Origin of the sequence: Microcystis sp. 49638_E5 (genome assembly GCF_021300285.1) — a bacterium.
GTDB classification, from domain to species: domain Bacteria; phylum Cyanobacteriota; class Cyanobacteriia; order Cyanobacteriales; family Microcystaceae; genus Microcystis; species Microcystis aeruginosa_C.
This window is the reverse complement of sequence record NZ_JAJTDH010000063.1, coordinates 1-17950: the sequence shown is the minus strand read 5'-3', so window position 1 is coordinate 17950 and position 17950 is coordinate 1. Positions and strand designations below refer to the sequence as shown.

Here is a 17950-nt window from a genome sequence, read left to right as displayed (position 1 = left end):
AATATCATTGGTTTGCAGGGATTCAAAAACAGACAAATCTACGGCTTCTACTTTCTGGGTAAGCAAACTAAATTCTAGAAAATCTTTACTAACATTAGCAAAGTCTTTTAAAAAATCTTGAGGATAAGGCTCGATCGAGATCAGTTGTGATTTTTGGGAATTTTCTATAAAATTCATTTTTAAAGCTGCGGCGATAATTTTAGTGCTACCACCTGAGCCAATTTCAATTATCCGAGACGGCTTTTTTTCTCTGACCATAGCATAGAGTACTTCTGCATCGCCACTAATGAGACCAGAACTATCTTCGGAATAACCAAATGCTGAAAAAATTTCTTTATTGTTAAATTCTAAAGCATATTTTTCTAGTAAATACTTAACCAGTTCAGTTTGCTTGTCTAGATGCCATTCAATTGAGCTAAGAGGCCTTTCTTTGCCCGCGTATGTCATAATTTCCTGACGGTTGGGTATGGGCTGATAAAAATGGTCAGTAATTAGGGTGTAGCCAATATTTCTTAAGAGGGGATTGAATATTTTTCTGGCTAGGGCAAATTTAATATTTTTCCTTCCCTGTTCGGTTTGCATACGGTTAAGTAATTTTTTTAACATTGTCAACCTTCTTTATACTACTAATATTTACTGTCATGTTTTGTCGTCAGAGCCAACTCGGAACTGGCATCCTTTATCAAACTATTACTAGCTGGTTGTTTCCTATTAAATCTTGACAAAATACTGCTGCGGCAGCCTGTCGCCCATAATGGGCAATTTAATTAACCGACCAGTTCAAGACCGGATTCAATGGGTATATTGGGTACATCTTACCCGATGATCAACTTCTTGTAAAGAAAATTTTTAATCAGCTAACACCAGAAAGCGAACAAGAGTTCTCTAAGGTTATTGGTTGTCTATGCTTGATGCTCCTATCCTATTAGCTTTCTGGAGAGTTCTTGTACTTTAGCCGGTCAATATCTAGATTTATTCTGGCAAATCCCCAAAACGCTCTCGATAGCGCTGGAGCAATGCTTGTAAATCCTCAGCCCGCATTCTTTCTTGTTCAGCCCGCATTCTTTCTTGTTCAGCCCGCATTTTTTCCTGTTCAGTTAGCTCTGACTCCGTGGGCAGTAAATCGCCGGCAAAAGTCGCCCAACGCAGCCAAACTGCCTCGACTCCCTTATACTCCCCTTGCCAGCGTACCAAAGTTAACCCTAGCCTTTGACTGAAAAATCTTTCTCCCGTCTCTAGAGATAATGGCTCGTAGTTGCCGTCTCTGAGGATAAAACCCGCCCAATCTTCAGGATTGAAGGGATCGTACCAGAAATATTCTGGCACTCGCAAACGGTCTTGATAGATGGCTTTCTTTTCAGTTTTATCCTGTTGAGCGGTACTTTCGGAAAGGAGTTCGATAACCACGTCGGGAGCTTTCCCTTCTTGCCAAACCACCCAACTTTTTCTTTCCCCTTTAGGAACCCCCAGGACAGCAAAGAAATCGGGACCGCGAAAGTCCTCGCTTTTTAACTGTGCGGCACTGAAATAAACGAACATATTGCCGCCTACATAGCCATCTTCCCTAGCAGCTAACCAGGGGAACAAGGCATCTATGAGTATATCCATCTGGAGTTTATGTCGTTGGGTTTCCATGGGAACGCCGTCATCGCAGGGCAATTCATCTTGGGTAGGCAGTGAAAGTCGAGAAGGGGCAATAGTTGAAGTCATCGGAGTCACGCTGGTGATGAGACTTAAGGAGCTTTTTCCTCTAGCATTGGGGAAAATATCTAGGGGCTAGAATTGAGATGGGGGCAAAATGTTATGGTAATTATAGCCTTCTTCTAGGAAATTAGTTTTTTAAGCACATATTGTAGGCTTGATCCGCCTTCAATTTTTGGTACAGCAAAGGACTCTTTTCTCTACAAGACTGTTGTAGTTCCTGAAACTCGGCTTCACCCTTTTTCAGATAGGCATCCACAAGCTCTCGATTGGCCAGATAGAAAGCGATCGCGCCATAAACCTGTTCGAGGGAAAGGAGTGGAAAATTTTGGGCAATGCTTTCGGGAGATTCTCCGTTCAAGAAAGAATAGACAACTGAATCAAGGGAGATACGAGTTCCTTTGAGCCAATATTCTTCGTCTCGTTGCTCGATGTACTGCTTTGTTGGGATGGAGGCTAATTTCATAGGAGTAATGTTGCTGTTTAGCTAAAAGGATAAGAAATCGCATTACCAAGCAGGAATACCATTGCTAGGACTAGGGTATAGATTTTTGGAGATGTCTATTTATTATGATGATATTAGCGTCGAGAACGATGAATTTGAGTCTCACTTGTCCAAATCCTTTCTCTGATTGGCTCTATCCGCTTCACACATCTGACGAAACTCACGAACAATATCGTCCTCGGAAATTCCCTTTTGACTTAACAGGTACTCAAATTGAGCGGCCACCGCTTGTAAGGCAGCGATATCGGCGCTTTTACTCCCCTGTTTAACGGGGAAATAGAACCCAACAGTATGACCGTGACGTAGTACCTCAACGGGAGTCTCACCGTATAGGTATTTAGGGAGTTCGCTCCGAAATTCTCGCACCCCAATTTTCTCAATGTCATACTTAATCCATAGTCTCTCTCGTTGTGTACGCATTGTGTACATACTGTAGCACTATTTAAGAAGGGATATCTACAAATAAATTTGCTCATGTTTTACCAGATTAAATTTTTAATCTGGTTTAAAGAAAATGCCATCCATCTGCAACATCCTCCCAGTTTTTTCGGCAGTAAACCCTGGTTCAATACCGTACAGTTCGTAACCTAATTTTTCTACGATATCAATCATTTCTTTAAACAGGACTTGACCTTCGTAGAGAGGGACTAAAGATAATTCAAGCTTAATGCCTTTAACCAAAGGCAAAATTGCAGTTGCTCCTTCTAGCACTTGTTTTTCCAATCCTTGCACATCTATTTTGAGAAAAATGGATTTAGTTTCGCTTTTGATATAGTCCTTGGCCAGGGTATCTAGCCTGCTCAATTTTACTGTTTCTGAACCAGAGTAAGCTGATTCGGGGGCAGATTCTAAGTGAGCATCCAGCATTGGCAAAGCTGAACTACTATAACTATTACCTGCAATATTGATGACAATCTCACCTTCTTGGTTGCCGATGGCAGTTTGGGGAGCAATTTCCCACAGAGGGTCTTTTTCACTGACAGCTTTTAACTGAGAGTAAGCACTTGACAGCGGTTCAAAGGAAACAATCCTCCCCGAATAGCCTAATTCTCGCAGTAATTTGGCATATTGCCCAATATTAGCACCAACATCGAATACTAAGTCAATGTTGTGATAGGCTAACAAGCGCTGCATTTTCGCCGCTTCGGATGTTTGGACATTGTATCTTTTTAGATCAACTCCTAAACTTCTGGCGAGTTTCTTAATCGTTTTTTTGAGCATGACAGATAGTTAATTAACCGTATATATGGTCGTAAGATTGCTGCTAGTGATTAGTGGATCAGAAAACTGCTATCAGAAAAGTCTATACAAACTCTGGCTATTTACAAATAAAACTTATAATAATTCTTGATCATAATAGCTTAGCATATTTTAGCAACTTTCTCGATCAAACTAAAGTAGTGAGGCGTAGATTGAGTGGGTTTGTTCTGCACATTTTTCCCAAGAAAAATTCTTTACCCTTGCCTTTCCTAATTCTACAAGCTTTTTTGTTAAATCTGAATCAAATAATACTTTTTCTAGCGCATTAGCAATACTCTCTATATCATAGGGATCGAAAAATTCGGCTGCATTACCAGCCACTTCTGGAAATGAACTTGTGTGGCTACAGACAACGGGACAGCCAAATGACATAGCTTCTAGGATTGGTATGCCAAATCCTTCGTATAGAGAAGGATAGACAAAGGCCGATGCTTGACTGTATAATTTTGCCAAAGTTTGATCGTCACCATTAATATGTAGAATTTTATTTTCACTTAGTCCTAAACCGTGAATTAAATTAAGTTCATCTTGAGAAAATTTCTTGCCTCCCGCACATAACAAATTGAAGTTACTATTAAGACTAGAATGGCTGGCATAGGCTTGAACCAATCTAGAAAAGTTTTTGTACCATTCTCGCTGTCCAACATAGAGAATGTAAGGATGATAAGAATTTTGCTTATATAATTTAGAAGTTACTGAAGGCTCAGAACTCAGAGAGTAACCATGATAGACCACAGCTATTTTTTGAGCATCTATATCAAAAATATTTATCAGATCTTTCTTGGTATTTTTAGAAACACAGATGATATAATCTGCTCGTTTAATTGCTTCTAATTTAATAGAGGAAAAGTCTTTTTTTCTTGCTAGGAATAAGTTAGCAGATTTAGGTGCAGAATCAGCGAATTTTTCATGAATCATATCATGTACTGTAATTACTTTTTTAGTTTTAGATGAATTGGCAGCAATGCTATTAAAACCGTAGTATGTTTCATGAAGAATATCAGGAGTATCATATTTTATCCAGACTTTAGATATTAGAGCGTTGATAAAATCTACAATCCTAGTTGTTTTAGGTATTGATGGTATTTTCCATCCATCAACTATATTGGGAGGACAATGCTTTAAATATTCATTTATATATAAACCCGCCAGGATTTTTACTTCACAATCGTCGAAGTTTGCCATTCGTGTAGATAACTCGTAAAGATACCGAGAAACTCCACCATATTTTTGAAAGGTAAAAACTTGATGATCGTAGACAATTTTCATGACATTAATTTGTCTGTAGTTATGTGATCTATTTTGTTTAAATTTGTTTTAAAATAATATCTCTATCTGAGAATAATTTGCTTTTCATTCGTTTACTAATATATTCATATAACAACTTAGAAAGCCTTCCAGATAAAATTTTGAATAATCGATTATTAATCGTTTTGCCAGTAAGGATATGCAAACCATAATTGCTAGTAGAATAAAAATTTAAGGACATTTGTTTTGCTAAGAAATCGAGAGTCTTGTGCTGAAAAAAAGATATGTGCTGACCTGTTTCATGGGCATAGTACCACCAATCATTTGGTGCTGGGGGAAGCCCATCAAAAAGCTGAGTTGAAAAGATCAAAGTTTTGCATTCTGTACTTTCAAGCGATTTGGATATAAATTCTACAGGATCATACAGGTGTTCAAGAACTTCAAATGCAGTAACTGCCGAAAAAGCATTGTTTGTATTACTAGCTTCAAAATAATTTGCGAATATATTTTGACAGTATAGATCTGACCAGTAAAAATCAAACCCTACATCTCTCATCAACCTTGTTAATAGTCCATAGCCACCTGCTATGTCTAAATATTTGCCATTTTTTTCAAATAAATAATACAAAATACAAGTTAATTTTTTTGATATAGTAATATTTCTCACTACTAATCCTGTATCTGTAGATGCTATGGCATTTTGATAGGCTTCTTCTAACCAGTAGGGTTTTTCAGTTTGCAGGAAACCACAATTTTGGCAGAAAAAGTAATCAACTTCATATTTTTGTAAAAGTTTGGCTCTAAAAATTTTTTCTCTGCCTGATTGACAAATTGGACATTTATTATTACTCATGATAGGTATTTTCCGTTAGAATTACTCTGCTTTTGTTATAATTCGCTTCAATCTATTATTCAATCTGGTAAATAGACTTAGATTATAATCATTTCTTTGAATAAAATCATCTGCCTCAACATGACGCAGCAAAAATAGAGGATGTTTTAACGGAAAATTCATTTCTTTAACAGGAAGATTTGCCACTCTACTTTTACTACCAATTGTATGAGTAGCATCTTCACCAAATCCAATATTACTAACTAAATTTACATTAGGAAGTATTGTTAGACCATTCTGGATCCAACAGGCAAACGTCCAAGGATAATCCCAAGTATCAATTTTACCATCATAAGCACTTTGAAAAATCTTCGTCCAGTATTTGACGGACTGACCTTCTCCTAAAATGTACTCAAGCCAGTTACCATCATGAATTTCTTGCCAGAGCTTCATTTTAACATCATAATATTGCCAGGCTCTCCTCCAACTTGCCCAACCCCAAATGTGATTATAGCGAGAAAAATAGTAACTGTACTCTGTGCGGTTTCTGCCCAACTGAAAATTATCCCCTGAAATAGCCATAATTCTTTTATCATCTCGATAATAATCAAGCAAGTCTTGGCAAAAGCGAAAAAAACTAGGATGTGGTAAGCAATCATCTTCAAGAATAATCACTTCCTCAACCAGGCTAAAAACCCAATCTAATCCACTCGATACCCGATTTTTACAACCTAAATTTAAATCAGAATAATTGCTCAATACCTCACAATCCCAATCAACGCCATCAACAATAGCACGAGCCGCCTTACACTTCTCAATATCATCGGCTTTATCCGGGCGCGGACCATCAGCAACCACTAATAACTTAGGTGGTTTAGCCTGACGAATGGCTTCAAATACCCTCGCCGTCGTATCAGGTCGATTGAAAATCAGTAAGGCGACAGGAGTGGTCAGTTGGAAGTCAGTCATAGACGAATTTACTGTTAACTCGTTGTATCCTAACCCATCCTGACCAAATTGTCAACCCATTTCAGGATTTTCAGAGCCATTAATTTTATTTTCACTATCTCCACTGTTAAAATCCGAAGCTTTCAAGACAGTTAATCCAACTAAGTCTCGATCTCTATAATGATAGATAATATTGTCTTCTAGCAAACTATCATTGGCTCTTTGAGGCTTACGAAAGCTAATAGATAAAACATCTGCTTCTTCATCATAATCTATCCAGATTCTTGAAGAAGGTGCGGTTAGCGAATAAGGAATTGATTTTAACAGATTGACTTCTGCCATAGGATGCCTCGCTTGATAATTTTTTCGCAGGAGGATGTCAAAAAAGCAGTTATGACAAATCCATCGTTCTTTAGTTCTTTATAGATGACGACCGCGTCTTTTCTTGAGATAACAGTTTTCGGATAATGTTTTAGTGCTATTAGCTCATCAGTCCATCCCTTAACAATCAAATCAGGTTCAGCAATAGTTTCTAGTACTATATCAATACATCCCGCCATGTAAGATACTTTCATGGCTTAGAAAATCCATTCATTATTTTCTCAATTTAACTGCCCGAATTGTTCCTGGTAACGAGCCAACAAAGCTTCTAGTTCTAGAACTCGCTGCCGTTCTCTTTCTGCGCGTTGAGCTTCCTGCTCGGCGCGTTGGGTTTGCTGCTCGGCGCGTTGAGCTTCTTGTTGGGCGCGTTGGGTTTCCTGCTCGGCGCGTTGGGTTTCCTGCTCGGCGCGTTGAGCTTCCTGTTGGGCGCGTTGGGTTTCCTGCTCGGCGCGTTGAGCTTCCTGCTCGGTAGGAGTCAGTATCCAATTGCCGTCTCGTCCGTACCAGCGCAGCCACAACCGCTCAATGCCTTGACAATTTCCTGCCCAAAGTCCCAATCCCAATTGTACTTCCTCTAGCCACAACTGCTGGTTTTCTAGTCTTAAAGGCTGATATTTTCCTGATTTTAAGGTAAATGCCTGCAATTGGTTGCTGTAGCGATCAAACACCACGTAGTAGGGAATGCCTAAAATTCGTTCGTAAACTTCCCACTTGGTGGGAGGTTGGTTGATTCCCCGCACGGTACGCCCTAAATCTTCTGCTTCCGTTCCAGGAGAGAGTAATTCGATGGCGATGAAGGGAACAATTTCTTCCTGCCAAATCACATAACTCAGGCGCAATTCCTCTCCTTGGTACAGCCGCGAGACTCCCAAAGCGGCAAACCAGTCCGGCCGCTTGTACCACTGGGGATGGTAAGGGTCGTAGTAGAGATTTAGATCGCTGGCGATAAATATTTGTTCGGCAGGATAGTTAGAAGGTCGAAAGGTCTGGCGCAATAATTCGGGTTGGAAGAGATGAAATTCGTCAGGCAAGCCAGGTTCCTCCTGGTTTTCGCTGGGGAGGTCGTACATGGTTGGTAACATTTCTTTGGGTGGAAGGGACGGCGTTCTCTGGTACATGGGGGGAATGTTGCTAGTTTGGTGTTTAGTTTAGCAAGATAATATGGCATTCATGTCAATTTTAGACCCCTGAACGCCGCAAGCCTTGATGCACAATAAATCGGAACAGTCGTCAATTCCCCGTTCTCCATTGGTGAAAATGCCGATTCAAAAATGAACTACCCCACCAGGAGAGTCTTACCAAAATCCGCCCAGAGGAAGTTAGAGACTTTCGGGATTAATCCCCAATTCCCTGAGTTTAGCCGCCAATCGCTCGGCTTTTTCTTCGGCTTCCTCAGCTTTCTGTTGTGCTTCTTCAGCTTTCTGTTGTGCTTCCTCAGCTTTCTGTTGTGCTTCCTCAGCTTTCTGTTGTGCTTCCTCAGCTTTCTGTTGTGCTTCCTCAGCTTTCTGTTGTGCTTCTTCAGCCAACTCTCGCGGGGTTGGTAACAACATTCCATCTAAAGTTGCCCAGCGAATCCAGACGGTTGTTACCCCTCTATATTCTCCCTGCCAACGAACTAAAGCTAATCCCAAACGACCACTGATTAGCCATCCTTTCTCGTTGGGTTGCCGCGGTTCATATAGGCCATCAACCAAAACAAATTCGGCAAAATCTTCAGGGTTAAAAGGATCGTACCAGAAATATTCAGGGACTCGTAACTTATCTTGATAAATCTGTTTTTTCTCGGTTTTGTCTATTTGGGTGGTACTTTCCGAGAGCAGTTCAATCACTACATCGGGAGCTTTTCCCTCTTCCCAAGTAACCCAACTTTTTCGCTCCCCTTTTTGTACACCTAAGACGGCAAAAAAATCAGGTCCTTTGAAGTCTTGATTTTTAAGTTGTGCTGTACTGAAATAGACGAACATATTGCCACTGGCATAACCATCTTCTCGTTGGTCTAGCCAAGGTGATATACTGTCTATTAACAGATCCATCTGCCATTTATGCCTTTGAGTTTCCATGGGTACTCCATCATCGCAGGGAAGTTCATCTTGCGTGGGTAATGCAGTTAACTGCATCGGTTGACTAAGCGTCAGAGTTTCCATATTTTTGTCCTATATTTTGGGTTTAGTTATTTAGATTTACTAGATTTTTTGCCCTCTTTCATGCAAATGTTACTTTAATTGACTGGCTATAGCAATTCTAAATGATTCGTGAACAGGCAGGGGGCTTAAGCCCCTTGTTCAGCTACCCGTTGTCAAGGGTTTAGGGGATTACTATATGTTATATCACAATTCTAGGCTAAGACGCATTTAAGTAGAAATCATCATCCAAGAGCTGCTCAATTGAAAAAGGATAATTGATTTAATCTCTTCTTTTGTCACGACTTTTCTGGCAGGTAGTATCTTTAGTCCTATTATATCAAAGGCGATTGCGGCTCTCAGTGCCAGATATAGATGCCAAGTTTATCAAACATATCTTCTACACTTTGACAACTTACCATCTCTTCCTTTCGGTCAGTCTTTTCAAAGGTTTCTGCGGTTGTTCTGTGAGAGATGTCAACCGCAAAAGGAAGCCACTTAATTTAAGGCAAAATTTTGGCAAAATAAGGTGATTGACGCGGCGTTTATCGATCCTAATTGTTGAAAAATTTCTTCAAACATTTCCTTTAATTAAGACTCAAGATTAGCTGTTATTGACATTTTATTTGTCAGAGTAAATTGCAAGAAAAATCGCTTCTCAGTTAATTGTGGCTCCTGTACAATTTTTCAGCTTCAGTACAGGACAAAAAGCTTAAAGATTGCTTTGTGTCTATTTATTAATTACTCAAAGAAAATGCCCAGACCATTCTTTCTAATATGTGAGTAAGCACCAAAAGCAAACCCCAACCCGAAGTAATGTGCGCTAAAATAACCTCCACTGGTTAATAGCCATATTGACCATCCAAGCACACCTGGTAGAACAGTTAGCAAAGCCGTGCATTTCTTGGAATCAAAAGCATAGGGGTTAAGCAATGCCTTACTATATAAATAGGGTATCTTAATATAGAAGAAGAATATAACGAGAAAAAATAAAGGTAATCCTCCCTTGAGGAGAAAAGTCAGAGGTCCTATATGAAGCCAATTTATTTCCATATCTAAATTCCAACCTCTGCGTATAGGATTAATAAAAGTAGCACCTAGACCTTTACCAGCTAAAAAATCTAGGTCTTGTAGATTTCCAATTACAAAAGAAGCCTCTTCAATTCTCTCTTTATTTGAAGAGCTAGATTCATCAGTAAAAGCTCTCTCATATAGTAAACTACTCTGGAATAACTGTATCAGATCAATATTGATAATATCGAACATTATAACAGTAAATATAAAAATAGTAAAAGATATTAAGATAAACTTTAGCAAACTTAATGACATAGATGGTTGAGGCTTAAGAACCATAGTTTTGCTACATAGTCTATACAATAATAAGCTAAAGCCAGAAAAAATTAAGATAACTAGTAAGCTTAGAAAAGCACCTCTAGATGCGGCTATGAATCCACCAAAGTATAATTCTAAAAAGACTAATCCTAACATTGAAATTACCCAAAACCATCCCAATCTGCATAAAATCACTATAGAAATACCAGTGGGTATCAAGCTTGCAGCTAAAATGTCCATTACCCCACCTGCTACTCTTGTTTCTGTTCCTATCCTCGATATTGTACTTATGCTTTCTTCCGCTAACATAGCTTCAATACTTATCTGAAAAGCTTGGTAGATCATGCAAGCTAAAAAAACGCATAAGCAGTAAGTTGAAACTTTGGAGAATAGGATTTGGAGAGAAGGAAGAACATAGCCATTCCAACCCATGGATAGATAAAAATAATCCACTCTTTGTACATCCAGTAAATTTCATTACCAGAGATCCAGCCTATCAAAATATACAAAAATAAAGCAGACCCATATAAAATTCCTATTTTTCCCAAAAGCAACTTTCTAAACTCTTTTTCAATCAAAAATGCCGATGCTAGGGAAAGTAAAACTCCCCATGTTGGCAGAGAAATAATAAATTTAATGATAACCTCAGTTTTTCCCAACCAAGCATACACAAGATCATTAAAATTAAGTAGAAGCAAACTGATATAGAAAATCAAAGTAGCGATGAGTTTATTAACTAATTTATTCTCTCTATTGTTCATTTTAGTTTATCTTCTATGTAATAGTTTCCATAAATTAATTTTACACAAACTCTAAAATTTTCTGAAAAGCAGAGCTCAATTGCTCGATTGAATGCAGGTGTCTATACCCTTCAAAATCTGGCTGAATAGAAAGACTGCCTGTGGAGAGTTCCTCATGCAATCTTTCTAAGATGCTAACACACTGAGACACACTTCACTCCTAAAAATTAAGACCGTATTTTTTAATATGCAGATAAGCACCAAGACTAATTCCTAGTCCAATAAAACTAGATACTATGAATCCACCATAGATTAACAGAATCACTGCCCAGGCAAAGATACTTGGCAGGACAATTAGTAAAGCAGTACGATTTCTATCATCAAAAGCGTATGGTCTCAGTAATGCCTTGATATATAACTGAGGAAATTTTATATATAGAAAATAAACACATAAAAGAAATAATGGCAATCCTCCCTTGAGTAAAAAAGTAAAAATTCCTATATGAAAAGAAAAAGCCTGGTAGCCCACACCAACAGGCGACCAATAATTAGCACCTATCCCCCTTCCGAATAGCCACTCAATATCTTGCAGGCTCTCAATCCCAACAATTGCTTCACTGATTCGCTCTTCATTTGAATTACTCGCATCATCAGTAAAAAATCTCTCGTAGATCAGGGTATTTTGGAAAAATGCTACGATGTCAAAAATAAAGTCACTGAAGACGACAATAATAATAAATGCGGCAATCAATAAAAATATTGAAGTTAAATGCCTCAACAGTAAAGAAGATGACGGAGGTGTGATTATACCACTAGAGACTCTGTAAAATAGAGTTAATGCGGAAGTAATCACTACATTAAGCAAGACTAGCGCCGCAGATCTTGTTGCACCTAGAAATACTAAAGAATAAACCATGAGCAAGACTAATCCCCAGATAATAATTGCCCAAATCAGACCAGCTCTATGGAATACTCCTATGCCAATTCCAATTAATATCATCGCTAATGGTAAAAAGTTAACTGCTTCCCAATCTATTGCTCTAATACTCAGTCCAGCTTCATTAACTCCCAGCCTTAGAGCTGCCTGCCATATATAATTGTATAGCAATAAACATACAGAGATTGTAAGAATCATCAAATTTAGTTTGGCATAATGAGACTTGACAATAAGGCGAAATAATCCCAAACCATAAATGAGATACAGAAAAATCAATAGATCGTTTTTAACAAAATAAATATCATTCCCAAAAAGCTGCCAGCCTATCAATGTATAAATGAACAATACTGCTAAGTAGATAATGCCTAGCTTGCCAAAAAGCAAACGTCGAAAATCTTTGTCAAAATAAAATGCCGCCCCACAAATAACGCTTATTGCCATAATTGAAATGCCAGTGGGTACATTTCTTAATGCTACCCCACGCTCCTCTAAACCAACTCCTGATTTAACAAAATCAGCATACAAAAATAAAAATATACCTAAATAAAGACTTATATTAATAAAAATCTCACGAATGAAATATGCGAACTCAGATTTTTTATTTTTCTTAGAAATTTCCATAATTGGCGAAAATTGAAGATTACTCATTTTCAATTACTAATGAAGCAAAGTTTTGGTTGGGGAATAGCAATTTGTCAAACACATTCCAAAATTTTCTGAAAAGCAGAGATCAATTGCTCGATTGAATGCAGGTGTCTATACCCTTCAAAATTTGGCTGGATAGAAAGATTGCCGGTGGAGAGTTCCTCATGCAATCTTTCTAAGATGCTAACACACTGAGACACACTTCCTCCTTCAATCCCATAGCCAAGATTAAACTTCTCAACCCGTTCGCCCATACAGTAGTTTTTGCTGGCGATTACAGGTTTCTGAAAGATTGCTCCTTTAGTCAGGATGTTGCTACTGTAAGGAAAATTTTCATAGGCAGCATACAGGACATCGCATACCTGAACAACGGCATTAAATCCTGACCCGTCAGGAATCGAATTCCAGTAAAAGAAACAGTTGTCTGGGTTGGCTTTGACAATCTCCTCAATTTTCGCCAGTTCTGCGGCTGTAAATGCTGGTTCAGCCAGCCTACCTGCAAAGACAAAAAACCAGCGATCGCTCACTTGTTGAGAAACTTCCAGAAGCGTAAGTGTTCCTTTCCGCTTATCTAGAGATCCCAACAAACCAATGATCTTCCTGCCAGCAGCTTTAGCACGAATTTTTTGGGCAATCTCAAAGCTCATATCGGGTGGCGATTCATCGGTGATATCAGTTAAGACGACTACCGGCTTATTAAGCTTCTGTTGTAACTTGTCAGCAATACCTTCGTCTAGCACGGCCACTACTGGACAGTGGGAAGATTTTAGCACTGATAAGGGATTTAAGATGCCGTGGCGCATCCACCGCAGTTTTGGTGGTATCCGTAGGTAGCCAGGTTGAAAATAAAGCCCTGACCAAGGATAGGGAAAGATGGTGTCGGTGATAGCAGGAATTAATCCTAAGTATGTATCAAGCCAGGCAAAAAAGGTGATATCGGGGGCTTTGCCTAGCTTTGAGGAAATTTCTTGGATACTCTGGGCGACTCGTTGCCAGCGGGCTACAGCCATTGCTCTCGCCTGCAACTGGCGACCGGAAAACTGACTTGGCGAGGGTTCATGCAACTCAAAGGAGTGAAAGTTACTTGCCAACTCTGGACAGTGGCTGGCAATCCACAGGTTCATCTCTTCCGGTTCGGGACACAGAGAGATTACTTCATTTCCTAGGTCCAGTAGCGTCTTGGCGAAAAACTTCAGGTAGGTAGAGTGGTGGCCCCCCCACAAGGTATCCACTAGGGCGATGGTCTTCAAGGTTTTTAACTCTGCTCCTTATACTTCTGGGATACAGCGACAAATCTAATTTTAATCTCCAGGCTATCGCTCTTGTCACTCTTCTTTAAAAGAATTTTAGATTTTTCACGTTCTTGCTACTTGCTACTCTCCATATTCAAAGTATCAGAATGGTTTAATACCCAATAAACGAAAAACTAATTTTTCGGAAATTCCTAACTTTCCCAAGACTAATGACATCGCTCTTCCTAAAGTTTTTAGGCGATCTATACCGCCAAAATAAGTGACTTCAAGACGAGGGATAGATAAGATTGCCACTATATAAAAAACAATCATTGTAGCAATTTGTATTCCAGGATTTGCTTTTAAAACAATGAGTATAACATGAAAGCAACAAGCTACGACCATTAACAACAAAGACGAGTATAGAGGGTTAATTAACCAACGACAAAAAGTAATCCAGTAGATTTTAGGCTTAAGACGACGAGACAAATAAATTGTTCCAGCCAAGGTCATTAGCTGTCCTAGCACCGCATATTGGAAGCCAAACACTAAAGCAAATATAACAAAAAACGGCAGATAACCAAGCCCGATAATCATGTGATATATCCAGTTGCCTTTTGCATCTCCCTTGCTCAGTCCTAAGAAAAATTGTACTATCGCATTGCCATGAATATAGCCTACCCAACAGAAAATAAACAACTGAAAACTAGCTTTGCTAGAAAATTCGGCATTGACCATAATAGTCAATAAGGCTGGACCTGCAATAATCAGTCCTGAATAGACAAAACCTGCAATTAACCCAATAAACCAGCGCAAGCGGTCTTCTATTTGTTCGGCTACCACTTCTAATTTATCTCCTTGAGCCGAGAGCATGGGAAATAGATAAGAAGACTGTCCATTTAAAATTGCATGAACTTGCACATATATGTTTTGTGCAAAAGTATAGAAAGGCAAAGAACTACTACCAAATACAGATGTTAGAAATATCTTATCAAGTCCCCATAGTATGCCTGCAAGCTGAGTTAGATAAACCCATTTTCCAAACGACCAAAGCTCAATAAACATGGCTTGATGCCAGGAAGGACGTGTCAGAAATCCAAGGATTTTAAAAACTATAAAACCAGTACATAAACAATTCAAGCAAGACAAGGCTAACTGAATTGTTGCCAAGGTTAAAATATTAGGAAAGGCTTTCAAAAAAGTGATTCCCAAAATACCATTGGCTAACATAAAAGTAGTATTCAGCTTAGTCTGCCAGTCAAATCTTTGAAGAGAACTCAGAAATATACTAAAATAACCGGTGATTTGTTGTAGCAAAAATACCAATCCTAGTAATATACAGTAGAGGCGAGCTAAATCAGGATTGCCCTCATATTTGCTCCACTGAACAATCCAAGGAGAGCCAAAAGTAAAAAGACAAAACCCAAGCAATCCAAAAGCCAAAGAAGTTGAAAAACAAACACCGGCTATTTTCTGAATTTCCTGAGAATTATTTTCTTCATAAGCGCGACTGAGCAATCGCATTGCGGCAGTCCCCAGTCCAAATCCACTCAAGGTGTTATTAATGCCAACAATAGCAGAGATCGCAATGGCAAATCCAGCTTCCGCTTCACCCAACCAACGAATAGTTAAACCTGCCAACAGAAACCCCAAGATCGCTGTCATCAAAGAGCCGATGCCAGTCCAGGTAGAGTTAGTTACTGCTTTAGAGAGAAGATTACTCAATTTTCTAATACCAAATAGAGAATTACTTAAAGATGGAGAAACTCCTTGACTGCAGGCCAGCGAGATTTAAAGGTATGACAGGTCTGCATTAAAGCTAACGTATTGTATCGGAGCCGATCTAGTTCTCCTGGAATAGTATAGAGGTTAATCAGAGCTTCTGCCATTAGATCTGGGCGATACCGGGGTACAATAATGCCGTTAAAGCCGTTGTGGATGATTTCACGAGGGCCAAGAATGTCAAAAGCGATTGGAACACAGCCTAGAGCCATAGCTTCAAGAGGGGGTAAAGGTCCGCCTTCTCCCCAAAGAGCATCCTTGCCAATATTCATAGTCAGAAAAACTTCACAGGAACGCATCTTTTCAAGAACCTCTTCTTCAACACCTTGGATTTGGCAAAATTCTAACTCAAGACCTTGTTTATGGACAGCATCTTGAATAATCTCTAGATAGGTTTCTGTATGAAGACCTTCGTTCATATAACCAACCCGATAAGACTGGCATTTTTCTGAAATGGGAAACCATTGAGACTGATCGACCAAATTAGGAAGCAGAACGCAGTGGCGTTGAAAATGAGCCATGTGCCAAGCCTGTATCGTTCGAGTAATTGCAGCAGTGTTGCGGATTTTTTTTCGATAGAGATTTGCCAGAACTGGAAAATGGTCGTGTTCAGTCCAACAGAGTTCCATATCCCAAAAGTAGAGAGAGGGACTATTTTTAATAAAAGCTTCAGCAATTGCCCAAGAAGTAACACAACGGATATTCTGGTTATATGTTATCAAACGGTTATAGTCATCCATCGAGATGTGAGGCTGATGATCTAGAAGCCAAGAATCATAACTTCCATCATAAGTCACTACATAAGCTTCATATCCCTGCTCTCTTAATAACTTAACTAGATAGTTGAGTTCTTTAACGCCGCCATTAAACTTACCATGACCAGGAGCATCTGCACCACGACAGAAAGACGCAAAAACCAGAGGTTTACTAGCTGGCTCGGCAAACTGTTGAATAACTACTTTTTCCTCAGTTTCAGATATATCTTTTAGGCTTTTGTTGGCAATTCCAAGTTTAACAGCAAAGTTTCTTAATGCTTGAAATATATCGGTATTTTCAGGAATCAGTATTATTGCTAAATCCTTAAGCAATGAGGGGACTAAGGGAGTAGCTGCCAACCTGATTCGAGCGAGAACATTGCGAGTTCGCCAAAAAAAATTAATCATCAGTTAAACCTACCTATGTTTTTACTTATTGATTGATTGTTCCTAAAAATTTGCCTATTTGTGAGCAAAATAGGTAACTATCCCAATTTGGTGTTTATGCTCGTGACTTCCTAGCCAGCCATTCAAGAAAATTGTCGTATTATTGAGGTTATTTTGATGATAATGACAGCTTAACTCTTGGCAAATCATCTTGAATGATTCTGTCATTTCTCCACCTAAATCATCCCAAATCATAATAAACTCTTCTTGGTCAAGCAAATCATATTTTTTGAGCATATTATATTCATGTATTAAAGCTTTCGGATCATGAAACGCATCAGAGAATATAATATTGAATTTCCTTCCAGATAATTTTTTCCAAGAATTCTCGTCAAATATATCGCCGCTAAGATAGTATATTTGATTGTGATGGTAATCGTATTCAATCAGAGAAGATTTGCCTGTCTTCAAAGAGTTAGCCATTGTATCCCATTCAATGTAATAAGATGTTTTCTTGAAAAATTGCTCCAGAGTAGGATTGATTTCTTCAATATCAAAACCAATCATGACACTGTTTTCTAAGAAACTAGCGGCTTGGAAAAAATTCTTGCCAACAGATACTCCCAACTCTAGATAATTAACTGGTTTTTTGAGAAAGCGGCTGAGATATAGAATCGCATCAGTATATGTAATCTGGCTATTTATTTCTCGATCAATTAGTTCTTTTGAACTTAAAGGAAGACCATAATGAAATACTGAATTGTTGTATGTCTCTTCGTCAATCCACTGGTTGACTTTTTTAAGAGTTTCTCGATTAAACAAAATAACATGAGCTATCTCTGATCTGGGAAGTAGTCTTGACACCGTGATAAAATTATCGACTTTTCGATTTATTCTGCCAATAAAAGAAGTTATTTGCTTTAGCATCATCATAATTTATCCTTTCATTTTTTAGTTTTACTGACTGCGTAAATTATATACACACATATACTGGCCGTCAATTTTCTCAGATACTCTTAATCTCCTGGTTTAATTTGCCGAATCAAATAGCGAACTTCTGACAGTAAAACCTCAAAACGCTTGTCTGACTCTTCCTGTCTTTGCCTGATTTCGGCAATTTCTGCTTGCCGAGCTTCATTTTCTCG

At 38.7% G+C, this 17950-nt stretch carries 18 protein-coding genes; all 18 read right to left on the bottom strand.

The features are described 5' to 3' along the window. On the bottom strand, positions 1–606 hold a 606-nt coding region (locus LW728_RS16630), incomplete at its 3' end, for an O-methyltransferase (RefSeq protein ID WP_287767342.1). A gap of 366 nt (positions 607–972) precedes the next feature. Beyond that, on the bottom strand, positions 973–1710 hold the full coding sequence (locus LW728_RS16625) for a Uma2 family endonuclease (protein ID WP_002802990.1): 738 nt from the start codon (positions 1708–1710) through the stop codon (positions 973–975). Between the two features lie 121 nt (positions 1711–1831). Next, complete coding sequence (locus LW728_RS16620) at positions 1832–2167, bottom strand: DUF433 domain-containing protein (RefSeq protein WP_287767341.1); 336 nt, start codon at positions 2165–2167, stop codon at positions 1832–1834. Between the two features lie 141 nt (positions 2168–2308). Further along, on the bottom strand, positions 2309–2626 hold the full coding sequence (locus tag LW728_RS16615) for a hypothetical protein (RefSeq protein WP_287670736.1): 318 nt from the start codon (positions 2624–2626) through the stop codon (positions 2309–2311). Positions 2627–2701: 75 nt separating this feature from the next. Further along, positions 2702–3427: an FkbM family methyltransferase gene (locus tag LW728_RS16610; protein WP_287767340.1), complete on the bottom strand. Its 726-nt coding sequence runs from the start codon at positions 3425–3427 to the stop codon at positions 2702–2704. A 171-nt stretch (positions 3428–3598) separates the two neighbouring features. Then, positions 3599–4735, bottom strand: coding sequence for a glycosyltransferase family 4 protein (locus LW728_RS16605; RefSeq protein ID WP_287767339.1), 1137 nt, complete (start codon positions 4733–4735; stop codon positions 3599–3601). A gap of 37 nt (positions 4736–4772) precedes the next feature. After that, positions 4773–5567 (bottom strand): class I SAM-dependent methyltransferase, encoded by a 795-nt coding sequence (locus LW728_RS16600; protein ID WP_287767338.1) that lies wholly within the window; start codon positions 5565–5567, stop codon positions 4773–4775. Between the two features lie 21 nt (positions 5568–5588). Continuing rightward, a complete protein-coding gene (locus LW728_RS16595) occupies positions 5589–6515 on the bottom strand; it encodes a glycosyltransferase family 2 protein (RefSeq protein ID WP_287767337.1) in 927 nt (308 codons plus the stop codon). Positions 6516–6566: 51 nt separating this feature from the next. After that, positions 6567–6836: a DUF2283 domain-containing protein gene (locus LW728_RS16590; RefSeq protein WP_287767336.1), complete on the bottom strand. Its 270-nt coding sequence runs from the start codon at positions 6834–6836 to the stop codon at positions 6567–6569. 260 nt (positions 6837–7096) lie between these two features. Then, a complete protein-coding gene (locus LW728_RS16585; RefSeq protein WP_287767335.1) occupies positions 7097–7993 on the bottom strand; it encodes a Uma2 family endonuclease in 897 nt (298 codons plus the stop codon). A 201-nt stretch (positions 7994–8194) separates the two neighbouring features. Next, positions 8195–9019, bottom strand: a complete 825-nt coding sequence (locus tag LW728_RS16580) for a Uma2 family endonuclease (protein ID WP_287767333.1) — start codon at positions 9017–9019, stop codon at positions 8195–8197. A gap of 717 nt (positions 9020–9736) precedes the next feature. Beyond that, complete coding sequence (locus tag LW728_RS16575) at positions 9737–10636, bottom strand: hypothetical protein (RefSeq protein WP_287767332.1); 900 nt, start codon at positions 10634–10636, stop codon at positions 9737–9739. Positions 10637–10677: 41 nt separating this feature from the next. Further along, positions 10678–11088: a hypothetical protein gene (locus LW728_RS16570; protein WP_287767330.1), complete on the bottom strand. Its 411-nt coding sequence runs from the start codon at positions 11086–11088 to the stop codon at positions 10678–10680. Between the two features lie 199 nt (positions 11089–11287). Then, positions 11288–12652, bottom strand: coding sequence for a hypothetical protein (locus LW728_RS16565; protein WP_287767329.1), 1365 nt, complete (start codon positions 12650–12652; stop codon positions 11288–11290). A gap of 47 nt (positions 12653–12699) precedes the next feature. After that, complete coding sequence (locus tag LW728_RS16560; protein ID WP_287767328.1) at positions 12700–13899, bottom strand: glycosyltransferase family protein; 1200 nt, start codon at positions 13897–13899, stop codon at positions 12700–12702. A 144-nt stretch (positions 13900–14043) separates the two neighbouring features. Then, positions 14044–15606 carry an oligosaccharide flippase family protein gene (locus LW728_RS16555; RefSeq protein ID WP_287767327.1) on the bottom strand — a complete coding sequence of 521 codons (1563 nt, stop codon included), beginning with the start codon at positions 15604–15606 and terminating at the stop codon, positions 14044–14046. Between the two features lie 26 nt (positions 15607–15632). After that, positions 15633–16826, bottom strand: coding sequence for a glycosyltransferase (locus LW728_RS16550; RefSeq protein ID WP_287767326.1), 1194 nt, complete (start codon positions 16824–16826; stop codon positions 15633–15635). Positions 16827–16880: 54 nt separating this feature from the next. Further along, a complete protein-coding gene (locus LW728_RS16545; RefSeq protein WP_287767324.1) occupies positions 16881–17735 on the bottom strand; it encodes a hypothetical protein in 855 nt (284 codons plus the stop codon). Positions 17736–17950: the final 215 nt, after the last annotated feature.